We start from the raw sequence: 13,567 nt of genomic DNA on the forward strand, positions 1-13,567 counted from the left end.
TGGTGGCGATTCATCGATCAGCGCACCCGCCTCGCCGGCCCCTGATCGGCCGCTCAACGTAACGCAGCGCAGGGCGGGGTGCGCGGGCCGGGGCGCCAAGGCATCATCAGCCCGCTCCCGGCATGCGCCGACCGGCTTGCCCCTACCTGGCCCGCAGCAGTTCGCCCACTTCCAGCAGCACCAGCTCGTTGTCATCGGCCTTGTTCGGCTCGCGGCTGCTGCTGAAGGGCAGGTTGTTGTCGTTGCCCACGACGATGTGTGTGCCGTCCACCACGTCCACGTTCTCGATGGTGAAGAACGGGAAGGTGAGCACGCCGTTGTTCAGCGGCTTCCGGGCCAGGCGCTGCGGGTCCTGGATGTTCATCAGGTCGATGTAGCCCACCTTGCGGATCTCGCCGCCCACGTTGGCGTCGCTCATCTCGACCTTGTAGACGCGCTTGAACTTGGCCAGGTCGTGGAAGCAGTCGGTGCGCTTGTGGCCTTCCGGGCAGGCCTTGTCGGCTGTGCCTTCGCCGTTGTCGCGTTCGATGATCAAACCCGTGGTGTTGTCGATCATGTTGAAGTCGCCGATCGCGTGGTGGTTGGCCTCCAGCACGTACTTCCAGTGGCGGCCCGTCCACTGCTCGGACTTCACATCGAACTCCAGCACGCGCAGGTACTGCCTGCCGCCCACGTTCTCATACGCCTTGGCCTCCTCGTTCCACAGCGCGCCTTCCAGCAGCGCATAGAGCTTGCTGCCGTCCCTGGACGCGGCCATGCCTTCGTAGCCCTTGGAACGCTTGACCTCGAACGGCGTGGGCTTGGCGTCCGGCGCGCCGGGCATCAGCACGCCGGGGGCGTCGGGCGAGCGCACCACCTTGCCGTCCACCTTGGTCTCGAACACACCCAGCACCTTGCCGTTCAGGTCGGCCTTGATGAGGGAGGGACCGAACTCGTCGCCGATCCACAGCGCGCCGCCCGCGAACTGGAAGCTCTCGGGGTCGAAGTCGGCACCGGTCAGGTAGCGCTGTTCCGTGCCTTCGTGCGTGATGCGAAACGGCACCTTCTTGTCCGGGTCGTGCAGGAACACGGTCTTGATCCGGTTGAACTGGCCGCTCTTGAAGTCCACGGCGTAGTGGTTGAGGTAGAGCATGAAATCCGGCGAATTGGCCTTGGCGCCCGCGCCGTTGTCGGTGAGGATCCAGAACGAGCCGTCGGCCATGCGCTTGATGCCCGAATGGCCCTGGATGGGCTGGCCCCTGAAGGGCACGGACACGCCGGTGTCGCGCCCGCCCGACTGGCCCATCACGGTGCCCACGGCCTCCACGCGGCGCGGGGTAGTGAACTTGCCGCTGGCCTGCAGGTCCTGCGGGGCGTCCTTGGGCGCGGCGATCAGCGTGAAGGCCGGCAGCACGGCGTGGCCCGCCAGCGTGGCGGGGTAGGCCTGCTGGGCGTGGGAAGGAACCAGGGCAGCGCAGGCCAAGGTGGCGCCAGCAGCAATGCGTGAGAGGTGAAACATGCGTCGACTTTGAAGAAACAAAAGGCGGACGATGCCGGGGCGGTGTGACAGGCAAGTGACGGAGGGCACACGCGCGTTCTTTTCTACGCACCGGAAAACCTGGACACCCCCCTTGCCGTGCGGGCGGGTGGTCCGATGCGGCTAGAAATCCAATATGATGGACAAAATCCCATTTGATGGAAATCCAATGCCCCTCTCCGCCGAGGACATCAGCGCCAGGATTGGCCGCCGCATCCATGGGCTGCGTGCGTCGCGCAACGACAGCCTCGACAGCCTGGCCGCCCGTTCCGGCGTGAGCCGCTCGATGATCTCCGTGATCGAACGGGGCCAGACCAACCCGACGGCGGTGGTGCTCGACCGCCTGGCATCGGCGCTGGGCGTGTCGCTGGGCGAACTGTTCGGCGAGGCGCCGCCCACCCCGGCGCGGGCCGCTCCGCTGGTGCGGCATGGCGACCAGGTGGAGTGGGTGGACCCGCAGTCCGGCTATGTGAGAAAGCAGGTGTCGCCCCCCGCGTGGCCCTCGCCGCTGCAGCTGGCGGAGGTGCGGTTTCCCGCCGGCGCGCGCGTGGCCTACGAGGGCGGCCGGCTGGACGGCTCGCTGCACCAGCAGGTGTGGGTGCTCAAAGGCCGCATGGAGATCTCGCAGGGAGACACGCTCCATGTGCTGCGCAAGGGCGACTGCCTGGCCGTGCGGCTCACGGAGCCCCTGGTCTTTTCCAATCCCGCCGACCAGGAGGCCCACTACCTGGTCGCCCTCTGCGATGTGGCCGCCCACGGCCACCGCTGACCGGATTCCCGCCACTTTGTCCATCTCCGCCACCATGAACTCCACCACCACCACCACGCCCTCTCCCGACGTTCATCTCATCGACTGCACCGAGCCAGCGCATGCCAGCGCCATTCTGGACATCCTCAACGATGCCATCGTGACCTCGACGGCGCTGTATGACTATGTGCCCCGCCCGCCGTCGGCCATGGCCAGCTGGTTCGCCGCCAAGCGGGCCGGCGGATTCCCGGTGCTGGGGGCCGCCGATGCCCAGGGCAGGCTGCTGGGCTTTGCCTCGTGGGGCACATTCCGCGCGTTTCCGGCCTACAAGTACACGGTCGAGCACAGTGTCTATGTCCACAAGGACTGCCGGGGCCGCGGACTGGGCGCCTGGCTGATGCGGGCCTTGATCGAGCGGGCGAAGGCCGCCGACATCCACGCCATCGTGGGGTGCATCGACGCGGCGAACGCAGGCAGCATCCGGCTGCACCAGCAGTTGGGGTTCGTGCACACGGGCACGATGCCCCAGGTGGGTTTCAAGTTTGGGCGGTGGCTGGATGCGGCGTTCTACCAGCTCACGCTGGACACCCCCCGCACCCCCATCGACGGCTGACACCGCGGAGGGCGCCGCCCCTGGCAAGGGTGGGGCCTGGTGTCATGGCGCCCGCACCCTGTCAGGAGGCGGCGCCCTCCTCGATGCGCACCAGCGTGCCGACGGCGACCCGGTCGAACAGGTCCATCACGTCGGCATTGGCCATGCGCACGCAGCCGTGCGAGGCGGGCACCCCGAGGGGCGATCCCTCCGGGCAGCCATGGATGTAGATGAAGCGGCGCAGCGTGTCCACCGCGCCGCCCCGGTTCACGCCGGGTTCGCAGCCGGCCAGCCAGAGGATGCGGCACAGGATCCAGTCGCGCCCCGGGTGCCGTGCCGCCAGCGCGGGCGAATAGATCTCGCCGGTGGCCCGCCGCCCGACGAACACCGTGCCCGGCGCGCAGCCCGCGCCCACCTTGGCGCGCACGCGGTGCTGGCCGCGCGGGGTGCAGCCGCTGCCCTTGCGTTCGCCCACGCCGTTCAGGGCGGTCGATACCGGGTAGCTGCGCTCGATGGCCCCGGCCACCACCAGGTGCAATCGCTGCTGCGCCACGTGGATGTGCAGTTCAGGCCCAGCCATCGGGGTCAGCCCGCCGCCACCAGCCCCGCGCCGTGCCCGCGCGTGAAGGCCTCTTCGAACACCGAGTAGCCCGACCAGTCGCTGTGCGCGAACGCCAGCCGCGCCGTGGCGGGGGTGGGAATCCAGGGCGTTTGCTCACCATTTGATAGCTGCCTGCGCTTTCCTGGTAAGCGCTGGAGGCCAATTTGACTTAAAAAGCCGAGCATCCCGGGCGTGGGGATGGCCATGGCGTGGCCGTAGCGCGTGATGTCCACGCGCGTGGCACGCTGGCGCAGGTCGGGGTGGGGCACCGCCAGTGCGGCCAGGATCGGATCGGCCCAGTGCTGCCAGGGCTGGGTGGCGAGTTGCTGGCGGCCGTCGGGAGCATCGCCCAGCGCCTGGTAGTAGGTCAGCACCGTGGGCCCCGCGAGCACGGCACGCGCGTCCAGGCGCTGGTGTCCGGCGTTCACGTAGCCCAGGCCGCCCGCCGTGGGGTCGGCGTACAGAACGTTGTCCCAGGCGGGGGCGGCGCCGGGCCTGTCGGTCAGGGCACTGTCGATGTGGATGTTGGCCACGAGCCAGGGCGCCCAGCCCAGGCGCCTTGCGGCGCCGGTGAGGAACGCGGGCGGGTTTTGCACCACGCGCGCCGCCATGAACACCGGCAGCGCCACGATGCAGCGCGGCGCCTGCCAGCGCTCCACGCTGTCGGTGGCGTGGTTGAAGGCATCCACCTCCACGCCGTGGCGGTTCTCGGTGATGCGCAATACGCTGGTGGCGGCGCGCAGCTGGCCGCCACCTTGGGCACTGTTCTGCAGCGGGGCCGCCAGGCGCTGGGTGATCCAGCCATTGCCCTGCGGCCAGGTGAGCACGCTTTCGCGTGCCTCGTCCGCGGCCTCGCCCGGGGCGTGAAAACCATGGCGGCTGGCAAAGTAGTGGATGCCCGCCCATGCCGACACACGCGCGGTGCCCGCGCCGTAGTCGTCGCGGCAGCAGTAGTCGAGGTACCAGCGCAGGTGCGGATCGTCCAGCTCCTGCTGCTGCAGCCAGGCGTCGAACGTCACCGCATCCAGCGCCTGGTGCGCGGGTGCCAGGGGCTTTCTGGCGTCCAGCGACTTGAGCACCGGCATGGTGAAGCGCGCGGCCTTGGACTGCTGCGCCACGGCCTGCGCGAAGCGGCGGTACTGGGCCAGGGTTGCATCGTCCACGCCCTGCACCGGCAGCAGGCCTTCCTGCCATGCGCCCTCGAAGAACAGGCGCTCCTGCGGGCTGTGGCACAGGTGGCGCTCGTCGTAGCGCCAGCGGCCGGCCACGCGCTGGCGCAGGCCCAGCTCTTCCAGCAGGTCCTGCACTTCGCGCGCATCGTCGCCGGGCACCGGCAGGTAGTGCGCGCCCAGCGGGCAGGCAATGCCCTGCACGGCCCCGCCCCGGCTGTTGCCGCCCGCGCTGTCCTCCAGCTCCAGCAGCGCGAAGTCCGCGATGCCCGCCAGCCGCAGCGACCGCGCCGCCGCCAGCCCCGCCACGCCGCCGCCCGCGATGATGACCTGCGCGCGCCGCACCACGGCCGGCGCGGGCCAGGAGCCGGTCTTGAGCCAGTCGCGCAGCTGGTGGCCGCGCGCCATGTCGATGCCGGTGAAGCCGCCTTCCAAGACGCGAGGGGCCTTGTCGCAACCCGGCAGGAGCACCGCGGCGGCAGTCGAGGCGGCGGCGGTGGCTAGGAAATGGCGACGTTGCATGGCGTCAGTGTCTCCGGGTGTACGCAACGCCTGCGCGGCTTGCGACCGGCGCGGCCCAGACCAGCGGCCCCCGCGCAAGGGCCGCAAAGCCGCATTGGCGGCGCTTCGCTGGCGTGCGCTGGGGGCGTCCCCCTGCCCGCTGCGCGCAGCGCTGCGAGAGCGGGGGGAAGACGCGAAGCGGCTCAGGGGGGCTTCTCAATGTTTTCCCCACTCGCGCTCGTACGTGTGCACCAGCGCCTGGTTGGACAGCCGATTCACCTCGGCGGGCACCCGCGCCATGTCGCGCGGAAAATCGAACAGCAGGGGCAGCGAGTCGGTGCCCAGAAACCGCAGGCCATCGGGCAAGGCCCCGGGCAGGCGCCAGGGCCTGCGGCTGGCGATGATGAAGCCCCATTCGCCAAAACTGGGCACATGGGCGTGGTACGGCGCGGCCTGCAGGCCCACGGACTCGATGGTCTGCACCACGGTCCAGAAGCTCTGGCGCGCCACCAGCGGCGACGTGGTCTGCACCACCGCGTAGCCGCTGGCCGCCAGGCGCTTGTCCAGCAGCGCATAGAAGCTGTTGGTGTAGAGCTTGCCGATGGAAAAATTGGTGGGGTCGGGAAAGTCCACCACGATGACATCAAACGTGTCCGACCCCTCCTGCAGCCAGCCAAAGGCATCGGTGTTGACGATCTTCACCTTGGGGTTCTGCAAGGCGTTGCCGTTCAGGCGCGCGAGCGTGGGGTTCTCGCTGAAGATTTTTGTCATGGCCGGGTCCAGTTCGACCAGCGTCACGGACTCGACCGACGGGTACTTGAGGATCTCGCGCACCGCCATGCCGTCGCCACCGCCCAGCACCGCCACGCGTTTGGGCGCACCGTGTGCCGACATGGCGGGGTGCACCAGGGCCTCGTGGTAGCGGTACTCGTCGGACTGCGCGAACTGCAGGTTGCCGTTGAGGTACAGCCGGTGCCCCACACGCCCGTGCGTGACCACGATGCGCTGGTAGGGCGATGCGGTGCTGAACACGATGCGGTCCTGGTAGAACTTGTCCTCGGCCACGCTGGTGATGTATTCGGCCCCCGCCAGGGCGGCCAGCAGGATGCCCAGCACCATCACGCAGGCCGCCAGGTGCGCCTTCAGGCGCCGCAATTCATGCCGGAACAGCCACACCGCCCACAGCGCCACGGCCGCGTTCATCAGGCCGAAGAGCAGCCCCGTGCGGATGAGCCCCAGGTGCGGCACCAGCAGCAGCGGGAACGCCAGCGAGACCGCCAGCGCGCCCAGGTAGTCGAACGTGAGCACCTGCGAGACCAGGTCCTTGAGCGCCACGTTGCGCTTGAGGATGCGCATGACCAGCGGGATCTCCAGCCCCACCAGCGTGCCCACCATGAGCACCATGCCGTACAGCAGGAAGCGGAACGCGCCCGGCGTGTAGGCGTTGGCCAGGAACAGGGTGGCCGGCAGCGCGCCGCCAACCAGCGCCACCAGCAGCTCGATGCGCAGGAAGTGCGCGGGCAGCTGCCGCTCGAAGTAGCGCGACAGCCACGAACCCACGCCCATGGCGAACAGGTAGGTGCCGATGATGGTGGAGAACTGCAGCACCGAGTCGCCCAGCACATAGGACGCGAGCGCGCCCGCGGCCAGCTCGTACAGCAGGCCGCAGGCGGCCACGACGAAGACGCTGGTGAGCAGGGCGATCTCGATGGGGCGGGGGCCGGAGCGGGCGCCCATGGCCTCGGGCGGGGAGGCGGGGGAATTCAGGTCGGATTGCAAGGCGGTCACCGGCGCGGCCCCGGGGGGAGCGCCGCTTCAGGCAAGGTGCGTCAGTGGATCGCCGCCGCCACGATGATGCTGATGCCCAGGCACATCGCCGCCACCACCAGGCCCAGCGCCTGGTTCTGCTTCTCGACGATTTCGCGCCACAGGTCATACGGCGTGATCTTGTCGACGATGACGAAGCACAGCCAGAAGATGACCACGCCAATCAGCGCATACAGGATGGACCCGAGGAACGCCGCGGGCCTGAGCCATTCGATTCCCATCATGATGTGATCTCCTTGAACGAAAAGGTTGCCGCCAGACAGGCTGGCGGGAAAGGTTGCAAAACTGCCGGCGCCCCCCGGGGGCTTGCGGCAACCCGGGGCTACTTGTGGCTGCCGCCGGACGAATACCCGCCATACGAGCCGCCCGAGCTGCGGTAGCTGGACGACGAGCAGTTCTCCACCCGCGGGTCGCAGCGGCTGCAGCGGCTGAGCAGCAACAGCAGGATGAGGATGACAATGGCGATGAGGATGACGGTGCCGCAGCCCAGCCCGGACTTGGCCACGAAGGGCCCCGGGTCGTCGCGCTGCAGCACGTCTTTCTTGTCGTCGAGCTTGAAGGCCTTGGCCACCGTGTCGCTGGCGAGCTTGTCGCCGGCCGACCAGGTGATCTCATTGGGGCTTTGCTCCATCGAGAGCAGGCCTTTGGCGCTGGCGAAGTCGCGGTTGGTGGTTTTCTGCCCGCGCGTGACCTGCCAGTAGAACTCGCCCAGCACATAGGTGGTTTCGGCCTCGTAGGTGTACTTGAGGTCGTACTTGGTGCCCATGTAGGTGGCCGAGCGCCCCGTGGCCGCCATCTGCGGCGCGCCCGTGGTGGGGCGCACCATGCTCCAGCCTTCTTCGGAATCGACCAGGAAGGCAAAACCGCGCTTCTGGTTGTAGAGCAGGTATTCGCTCCAGCCGAAGTGCTCGTCGTCGCCGGGCTCCACGCCCATGCGGTGCTGAAAGCCCACCACCTGCCAGTGCACGCCCTGCAGCTGGCCCTTGCTGCCCAGCGGAATGAGGGGCTGCACGGGCTCGTCCTGCTCGGCCGAGCGCAGCTCGCCGCCCACACCGCTGTCCAGGCTGATGATGCTGGCGCACGAGCCGCAGGTGACGCTCTTGGAGGTGGACAGCTGCACCTGCACGGGCGCGCCGCAGTGCGGGCAGTTGAACTGGCGGCCTTTTTCGTCCTTGGCCGATTCGTCCTTGAGGCCGGTGAGCTGCAGGTCTTCCAGCAGCACGGCCTTGCCGCGCTCGACGTTGGGCGGCGTGTGGCCGTAGTCGATGCTGACCACTTCGCCGTCGGCGCTGCGCAGTTCGACCATGCCGAACGGATGGCCCAGCGGCGGCAGCTTGGGCAGCTCGCCCTGGGCCGAGATGAGCGATGCCTGGCCCGTGTAGGCCACGCTGTAGGGCTTGCCGTTGATGGCGGTGGTGCTGCCGATGCGAAAGCGCGCGGCCTCGGGCATCTCGCGGCCTGGGTCGATGGGGCGGGTGAAGACGTAGGCGCCGTTGTCCTCGCCCAGCGTGGCCAGGGTGCCGTCCTGCAAAAAGGCGGTCCATTCGGTCCAGGTGCCCGCGTCGCCCTTGTACTGCAGGCGGCCGATGAGGGTGAAGGGCACATCCTTGCCATCGAGCTGGATGCGCCCGCTGGCCATGAGCTGCAGCGGGCTGTGGTCGTCGAACAGCTCGGCCATCTTGCCCAGGCGCTGCAGCACGTCGCCATTGCGCACCACGGTGCTCTGGCAGTAGCCGCAGACGGCGTGCGTGGACTGCGCGCTGCGGAATTCAACCGGCGCGCCGCAGCCCGGGCAGGGCGCGCGGTAGTAACGCTGTGTGGGGTCGGTGGCCATCGGGGGGCTGCTGCCTGCGCCGCGCTACGCGGTTTTGGGGCCTTTTTGGCCTCTGGCGCTGATCCCTCCAGCGCAAGCAGCTATATTTATGATAGCAACCGGAATCAGACCAGCTTCTTGAGCAGTTCGGCCTTCTTGGCGTCGAACTCTTCCTGGGTCAGGATGCCCTTGGACTTGAGCTCGCCCAGCTTCTCCAGCGTGGCCATCACGTCCTCGGGCTTGACACCCACTGCGGCAGCAGCAGCAGCCGCAGGCGCTGCCTGCGCGGCCGCACCGCCGCCTTGCAGGCCCTGTTGCAGGTTCTGCGCCAGCACCTGGCCCAACGCCACGCCCGCGCCCAGGCCCATGGCGTCGCCCGCGATGCCGCCACCGCCATTGCCCGCGCCTTCGGCGAACTTGGGGATGGCCTGCGCCGTCTGGTACTGCATGAACTTGCCCATGTCGTTGCCGACCATGCCCATGCCGATCTTCTGGTCGAGGATCTTTTGCAGCTCCTCGGGCAGCGAGACGTTCTGCACCGTGAGGTTCTCGATCAGGAGGCCCAGCTTGGCGAAGACGGGCGCGAGCTCCTTGGTCAGCGCATCGGCGAACATGACCTGGTTGGCCGCCAGGTCCAGGAACGGCAGGCCGCTGCCCGCGATGGCGTTGCTGATGTTCTGCAGCACCAGGCCGCGCAGCTGGCCTTCGAGGTCGGCCACGGGGTAGGACTCGCGCGTGCCGGAGATCTCGGTGTGGAACAGCTTGGGGTCGGCGATGCGGAACGCGTAGTTGCCGAACGCGCGCAGGCGCACGGCGCCGAAGTCCTTGTCGCGGATCGTGATGGGCTGGGGCGTGCCCCACTTCTGGTCGATCTGCTGGCGCGTGCTGAAGAAGTAGACGTCGCTCTTGAAGGGGGACTCGAAGAGCTTGTCCCAGTTCTTGAGGTAGGTGAGCACCGGCAGCGTCTGCGTGGTGAGCTTGTAGGTGCCGGGCGCGAACACGTCGGCCACCTGGCCCTCGTTCACGAACACCGCCATCTGCGACTCGCGCACCACCAGCGTGCCGCCGTTCTGGATTTCCATGCCCGCCATCGGGAAACGCCAGGCAAGGGTGCCGTCCCCCTCTTCAGTCCACTGGATGATGTCAATGAACTGTTTCTTGATGAAGTCCATGAGGGCCATGTGTGCTCCCGGCGGTTGTAAGAGGGGGTTGAAAAGAGCGGCCATCATAGCAACGGCACCGGTGCCGGCCGGCGCTTTTTTCAGCCCGCCGGCGTGAAGGGCTTCCCACCCGGGCGCGGCCCCGCCGCACCACCCGTCCGGCGCGGGCGTTTGATAGCGCCTATGTTTGTATTAGCCTGTACCAATTGGCTTTTGCTATTGAGAATGACTACCATTCCTTCATCCCTGCCGCCACGGCGGGGCTTGCAGATACCCGGAGTCCTCCATGTCCCACATCCGCCGCGCCGCCCGCCAGAACAAGACCATGCTGCTGAAGACGGGCAGCTACTACCTGATCCACATTGGCGTGGCCGCCCTGGTGGCCTACGCCGTGACCGGCAACCTGTGGGCCTCGCTCACCCTGAGCCTGCTCGAGCCCACGGTGCAGGCGGTGGCCTTCTTCTTCCATGAGAAGGCCTGGGACCGCGCCGCCCGGCGCCGCGCGCGCGATGCCGCCCTGGCCCACACGCCCAGCAGGGCGCTGCAGGCCGGCTGACCTCCGTCACCCCAAGGAGCCACCATGTACACAATCCCCCTGCGCAGCCGCACCGCCACGGGCCTGGCTTTTCAGCGCTGGCTGGTCCAGCGCCTGGCCGGGCTGGCCCCCGCCGGCCCCGGCTAGGCACCGGAAGGAAACAGGAAAAGAAAAAAGCCCCGGCTGGCGGGGCTTTGTTGGGGGCGTGGACCGCGATGGCCGTCAGGCCTTCACGTCCAGCAGCGAGCCCATCATCTCATCCTGTGTCTTGAGGGTCTGCAGGTTGGCCTTGAACGCATAGGTGGCCGACATCTGCTCGACGGCCTCCTTCTCCAGCGCCACCCCTTGCGCCTCCTGCTCGCGCTGCACCGTGGCGCGCACCCCCGCGCTGTCGGCGGCCTCTTCCTGCGCCACCACCTCGCGGCGGTAGCCCGGGGTGTTCATGTTGGCCACGTTGTTGGCCGACGCGTCCAGCCGCACCTGGGCGGCCTGCAGGCCGGAGCTGCCGATCGAAGAAATGCTTGCCATCACGTACCCCGCGCACAGCGCCCAGTCAAGGAACGGGGATTGTCCGCCCGCGCCGCTGCGCAGGCAAGGAAGGCGCCATCAACCATGCGCCTGCAGCAGGCATTGCGCGAAGGCCTGGGCCGCGCGCGGGGGCTGCGGCGACTTGCGCAGCACGCTCACGAACTGGCAGCGGTAGTGGAACCGCCCGGGCAATACCGCCTGCATGAGCCCCTGGCGCTCGAAGCCCTCGGCATAGTGGTCCGGCAGGAAGCCCAGGTAGCGGCCCGAGAGGATGAGCGTGGCGATCGACTCCTGGTCGAAGCCCGTGGCCTTGCGCGGCAGGCGCGTGCTGTGGCTCAGCTCCATGTTGGGCGAGTGGTAGCCCAGCCCCGCGAACTGGTAGGCGCGCAGCGATTCCCAGGTCAGCGCGGCATGGTCGGTGCCGTGCAGGGGGTGGCGCGCGCCGCAGTACAGCAGCATGGTTTCGGCGAACAGGTCGGCATAGACCAGGCTTTGCGATGTGCGGTGCGCCGGGATGATGCCCACGTGGAAGCTGCCATCGATCAGCCCGCGCTCGATGGCCGGGATCGAGGCCACGTGCATCTGCAGGCTCACTTCGGGCGCCTGGCTGGCGAACAGTGCGATCGCATCCCCAATGTGGGCGGCCGGGTTGCTGGCGGTCTTGTCGAACACCGCCACCTCCAGCCTGCCGCCCATGCGGCGGTGGATGTCATCGATGCTGCTGCGAAACGCGTCCACCGCGGACAGCAGCCGCAGGGTTTCGTCGTATACGCGCTGCCCCTCGGCCGTGAGCGCGAAACCGGCCCGCCCGCGCCGGCACAGGGTGAGGCCCAGGCGGGTCTCCAGGTCCTTCATGTGGCGGCTCACGGTGCTGGTGCCGATGTTCAGTTCCAGCTCGGCGGCCGACATGCCCCCGCACTCCGCCACGCTCTTGAACACCTGCAGCAGGCGCAGGTCCATGTCGCTGAGCTGCCCCAGCACGGCGCGGTGCCGGGCCGCACTGGCGGGCGGGGCAGCTGCTGGGGTGGCGGTGGCGTGCGGGGTGGCGGGCATTACTTGCATAAACCGTCAAGTAAACATTGATATTGGACTATTTTAGAGATTAACCGCCAGCGCAACAATGCCACGCACCCGCCCTGCATGGACGGGCCTGCCCCTGCTTTTGCCGCCGTCTTGCACTGGAGAATCCCATGAGCTTCGTCAACATCGAAAAAACCGCCGCTGGCGCCGAAGGCCCCCGCATGGACGCCGAATGGCTGGAGGCGCACTGGATGCCCTTCACCGGCAACCGCAACTTCAAGGCCAAGCCGCGCATGATCGTGAGCGGCCAGGGCGCCTACTACACCGACGCCGAGGGCCGCAAGATCTTCGACGGCCTGTCGGGCCTGTGGTGCTCGGGCCTGGGCCATGGCCGCAAGGAAGTGGCCGAAGCCATCGGCAAGGCCGCCGCGACGCTGGACTACTCCCCGGCCTTCCAGTTCGGCCACCCGGCTTCCTTCGAGCTGGCCAACCGCCTCAAGGCGCTGACCCCCGCCGGGCTCGACTATGTGTTCTTCACCGGCTCGGGCTCCGAGTCGGCCGACACCTCGCTCAAGATGGCCCGCGCCTACTGGCGCGCCAAGGGGCAGGCCAGCAAGACGCGCCTGATCGGCCGCGAGAAGGGCTACCACGGCGTGAACTACGGCGGCATCTCCGTGGGCGGCATCGTGGGCAACCGCAAGACCTTCGGCCAGGGCATCGAGGCCGACCACCTGCCCCACACCCAGCCGCCCGCCGGCACCTTCCAGAAGGGCATGGCCGAGGACGGCGGCCGTGCGCTGGCCGACAAGCTGCTGGACGTGATCGCGCTGCACGACGCATCGAACATCGCCGCGGTGATCGTGGAGCCGTTCTCGGGTTCGGCTGGCGTGGTGATCCCTCCCAAGGGCTACCTGGAACGCATCCGCGAGATCTGCACGCAGAACAACATCCTGCTGATCTTTGATGAAGTGATCACTGGCTTTGGCCGCTGCGGCGCCTGGACGGGGGCCGAGGCCTTCGGCGTGACGCCCGACATCCTGAACTTTGCAAAGCAGGTCACCAACGGCGCGCAGCCGCTGGGCGGCGTGATCGCCACCAAGGAGATCTACGACACCTTCATCGGCCAGGGCGGGCCCGAGTACATGCTGGAGTTCCCCCATGGCTACACCTACTCGGCCCACCCCGTGGCCTGTGCGGCGGGCAATGCAGTGCTCGACATCCTGCAAAAGGAGGACATGCCCGGCCGCGTCCAGGCGCTGGCACCGTATTTCGAGCAGGCCGTGCATGGCCTCAAGGGCACCAAGCACGTGGCGGACATCCGCAACTACGGCCTGGCCGCGGGCATCACCATCGCCGCGCTGCCGGGCGAGCCCGCCCGCCGGCCCTACGAGATCGCCATGAAGTGCTGGGACAAGGGCTTTTACGTGCGCTACGGCGGCGACACCATCCAGCTGGCCCCGCCCTTCATCAGCACCGAGGCTGAAATCGACCGCATGGTGAACGCCCTGGGCGACGCCCTGGCGGAAACCGCCTGACACGCGGCACGCCTTTTGCTCC

At 68.2% G+C, this 13,567-nt stretch carries 13 protein-coding genes; 4 read left to right on the forward strand and 9 right to left on the reverse strand.

Annotated features, from left to right (window positions below; translation table 11 throughout):
* Nucleotides 1-142: 142 nt before the first annotated feature.
* Entirely contained in the window at nt 143-1,498 is a 1,356-nt protein-coding gene (locus AC1RVY_RS11840; protein ID WP_492254215.1) for an esterase-like activity of phytase family protein, read from the reverse strand.
* Nucleotides 1,499-1,685: 187 nt separating this feature from the next.
* Here AC1RVY_RS11840 and AC1RVY_RS11845 point away from each other — a divergent pair, with 187 nt between their 5' ends.
* Together AC1RVY_RS11845 and AC1RVY_RS11850 are read left to right on the forward strand one after the other, a co-directional pair.
* Complete coding sequence (locus tag AC1RVY_RS11845; protein WP_218339391.1) at nt 1,686-2,285, forward strand: helix-turn-helix domain-containing protein; 600 nt, start codon at nt 1,686-1,688, stop codon at nt 2,283-2,285.
* A 34-nt stretch (nt 2,286-2,319) separates the two neighbouring features.
* Nucleotides 2,320-2,877, forward strand: coding sequence for a GNAT family N-acetyltransferase (locus tag AC1RVY_RS11850; protein ID WP_492806679.1), 558 nt, complete (start codon nt 2,320-2,322; stop codon nt 2,875-2,877).
* A gap of 61 nt (nt 2,878-2,938) precedes the next feature.
* Here AC1RVY_RS11850 and AC1RVY_RS11855 read toward each other — a convergent pair whose 3' ends face one another.
* The 6 genes from AC1RVY_RS11855 to AC1RVY_RS11880 all read right to left on the reverse strand — a co-directional run bounded on the left by AC1RVY_RS11855 (nt 2,939) and on the right by AC1RVY_RS11880 (nt 9,948).
* Nucleotides 2,939-3,436 (reverse strand): L,D-transpeptidase, encoded by a 498-nt coding sequence (locus tag AC1RVY_RS11855; RefSeq protein ID WP_218297067.1) that lies wholly within the window; start codon nt 3,434-3,436, stop codon nt 2,939-2,941.
* A 5-nt stretch (nt 3,437-3,441) separates the two neighbouring features.
* On the reverse strand, nt 3,442-5,148 hold the full coding sequence (locus tag AC1RVY_RS11860) for an NAD(P)-binding protein (RefSeq protein ID WP_492806680.1): 1,707 nt from the start codon (nt 5,146-5,148) through the stop codon (nt 3,442-3,444).
* Between the two features lie 195 nt (nt 5,149-5,343).
* Nucleotides 5,344-6,864 (reverse strand): polyamine aminopropyltransferase, encoded by a 1,521-nt coding sequence (locus AC1RVY_RS11865; protein ID WP_218297212.1) that lies wholly within the window; start codon nt 6,862-6,864, stop codon nt 5,344-5,346.
* Nucleotides 6,865-6,956: 92 nt separating this feature from the next.
* A complete protein-coding gene (locus AC1RVY_RS11870; RefSeq protein WP_370627755.1) occupies nt 6,957-7,178 on the reverse strand; it encodes a DUF350 domain-containing protein in 222 nt (73 codons plus the stop codon).
* 98 nt (nt 7,179-7,276) lie between these two features.
* Nucleotides 7,277-8,788: a DUF4178 domain-containing protein gene (locus AC1RVY_RS11875; RefSeq protein WP_492806681.1), complete on the reverse strand. Its 1,512-nt coding sequence runs from the start codon at nt 8,786-8,788 to the stop codon at nt 7,277-7,279.
* 104 nt (nt 8,789-8,892) lie between these two features.
* Nucleotides 8,893-9,948, reverse strand: coding sequence for an SPFH domain-containing protein (locus tag AC1RVY_RS11880; protein ID WP_218297064.1), 1,056 nt, complete (start codon nt 9,946-9,948; stop codon nt 8,893-8,895).
* A gap of 265 nt (nt 9,949-10,213) precedes the next feature.
* Here AC1RVY_RS11880 and AC1RVY_RS11885 point away from each other — a divergent pair, with 265 nt between their 5' ends.
* Nucleotides 10,214-10,483, forward strand: a complete 270-nt coding sequence (locus tag AC1RVY_RS11885) for a DUF2061 domain-containing protein (RefSeq protein ID WP_492806682.1) — start codon at nt 10,214-10,216, stop codon at nt 10,481-10,483.
* Between the two features lie 201 nt (nt 10,484-10,684).
* Here AC1RVY_RS11885 and AC1RVY_RS11890 read toward each other — a convergent pair whose 3' ends face one another.
* Nucleotides 10,685-10,990, reverse strand: a complete 306-nt coding sequence (locus AC1RVY_RS11890; protein ID WP_492806683.1) for a flagellar basal body protein — start codon at nt 10,988-10,990, stop codon at nt 10,685-10,687.
* A 78-nt stretch (nt 10,991-11,068) separates the two neighbouring features.
* Nucleotides 11,069-11,971 (reverse strand): LysR family transcriptional regulator, encoded by a 903-nt coding sequence (locus AC1RVY_RS11895; RefSeq protein ID WP_218297210.1) that lies wholly within the window; start codon nt 11,969-11,971, stop codon nt 11,069-11,071.
* A 209-nt stretch (nt 11,972-12,180) separates the two neighbouring features.
* Between AC1RVY_RS11895 and aptA the strand changes: the two genes are divergently transcribed.
* Nucleotides 12,181-13,545 (forward strand): omega-aminotransferase AptA, encoded by a 1,365-nt coding sequence (aptA, locus tag AC1RVY_RS11900; RefSeq protein ID WP_218339386.1) that lies wholly within the window; start codon nt 12,181-12,183, stop codon nt 13,543-13,545.
* Nucleotides 13,546-13,567 lie beyond the last annotated feature (22 nt).

It is taken from the genome of Acidovorax sp. GW821-FHT11A03, assembly GCF_058809075.1.

What these genes read in the sequence shown, in the direction of transcription:
- AC1RVY_RS11860 (WP_492806680.1), bottom strand. Translation starts at nt 5,148, where the DNA reads ATGCAACGTCGCCATTTCCTAGCCACCGCCGCCGCCTCGACTGCCGCC.
- AC1RVY_RS11865 (WP_218297212.1), bottom strand. Translation starts at nt 6,864, where the DNA reads ATGGGCGCCCGCTCCGGCCCCCGCCCCATCGAGATCGCCCTGCTCACC.
- AC1RVY_RS11840 (WP_492254215.1), bottom strand. Translation starts at nt 1,498, where the DNA reads ATGTTTCACCTCTCACGCATTGCTGCTGGCGCCACCTTGGCCTGCGCT.
- AC1RVY_RS11850 (WP_492806679.1), top strand. Translation starts at nt 2,320, where the DNA reads ATGAACTCCACCACCACCACCACGCCCTCTCCCGACGTTCATCTCATC.
- AC1RVY_RS11855 (WP_218297067.1), bottom strand. Translation starts at nt 3,436, where the DNA reads ATGGCTGGGCCTGAACTGCACATCCACGTGGCGCAGCAGCGATTGCAC.
- AC1RVY_RS11845 (WP_218339391.1), top strand. Translation starts at nt 1,686, where the DNA reads ATGCCCCTCTCCGCCGAGGACATCAGCGCCAGGATTGGCCGCCGCATC.
- aptA (WP_218339386.1), top strand. Translation starts at nt 12,181, where the DNA reads ATGAGCTTCGTCAACATCGAAAAAACCGCCGCTGGCGCCGAAGGCCCC.
- AC1RVY_RS11875 (WP_492806681.1), bottom strand. Translation starts at nt 8,788, where the DNA reads ATGGCCACCGACCCCACACAGCGTTACTACCGCGCGCCCTGCCCGGGC.
- AC1RVY_RS11870 (WP_370627755.1), bottom strand. Translation starts at nt 7,178, where the DNA reads ATGATGGGAATCGAATGGCTCAGGCCCGCGGCGTTCCTCGGGTCCATC.
- AC1RVY_RS11890 (WP_492806683.1), bottom strand. Translation starts at nt 10,990, where the DNA reads ATGGCAAGCATTTCTTCGATCGGCAGCTCCGGCCTGCAGGCCGCCCAG.
- AC1RVY_RS11880 (WP_218297064.1), bottom strand. Translation starts at nt 9,948, where the DNA reads ATGGCCCTCATGGACTTCATCAAGAAACAGTTCATTGACATCATCCAG.
- AC1RVY_RS11885 (WP_492806682.1), top strand. Translation starts at nt 10,214, where the DNA reads ATGTCCCACATCCGCCGCGCCGCCCGCCAGAACAAGACCATGCTGCTG.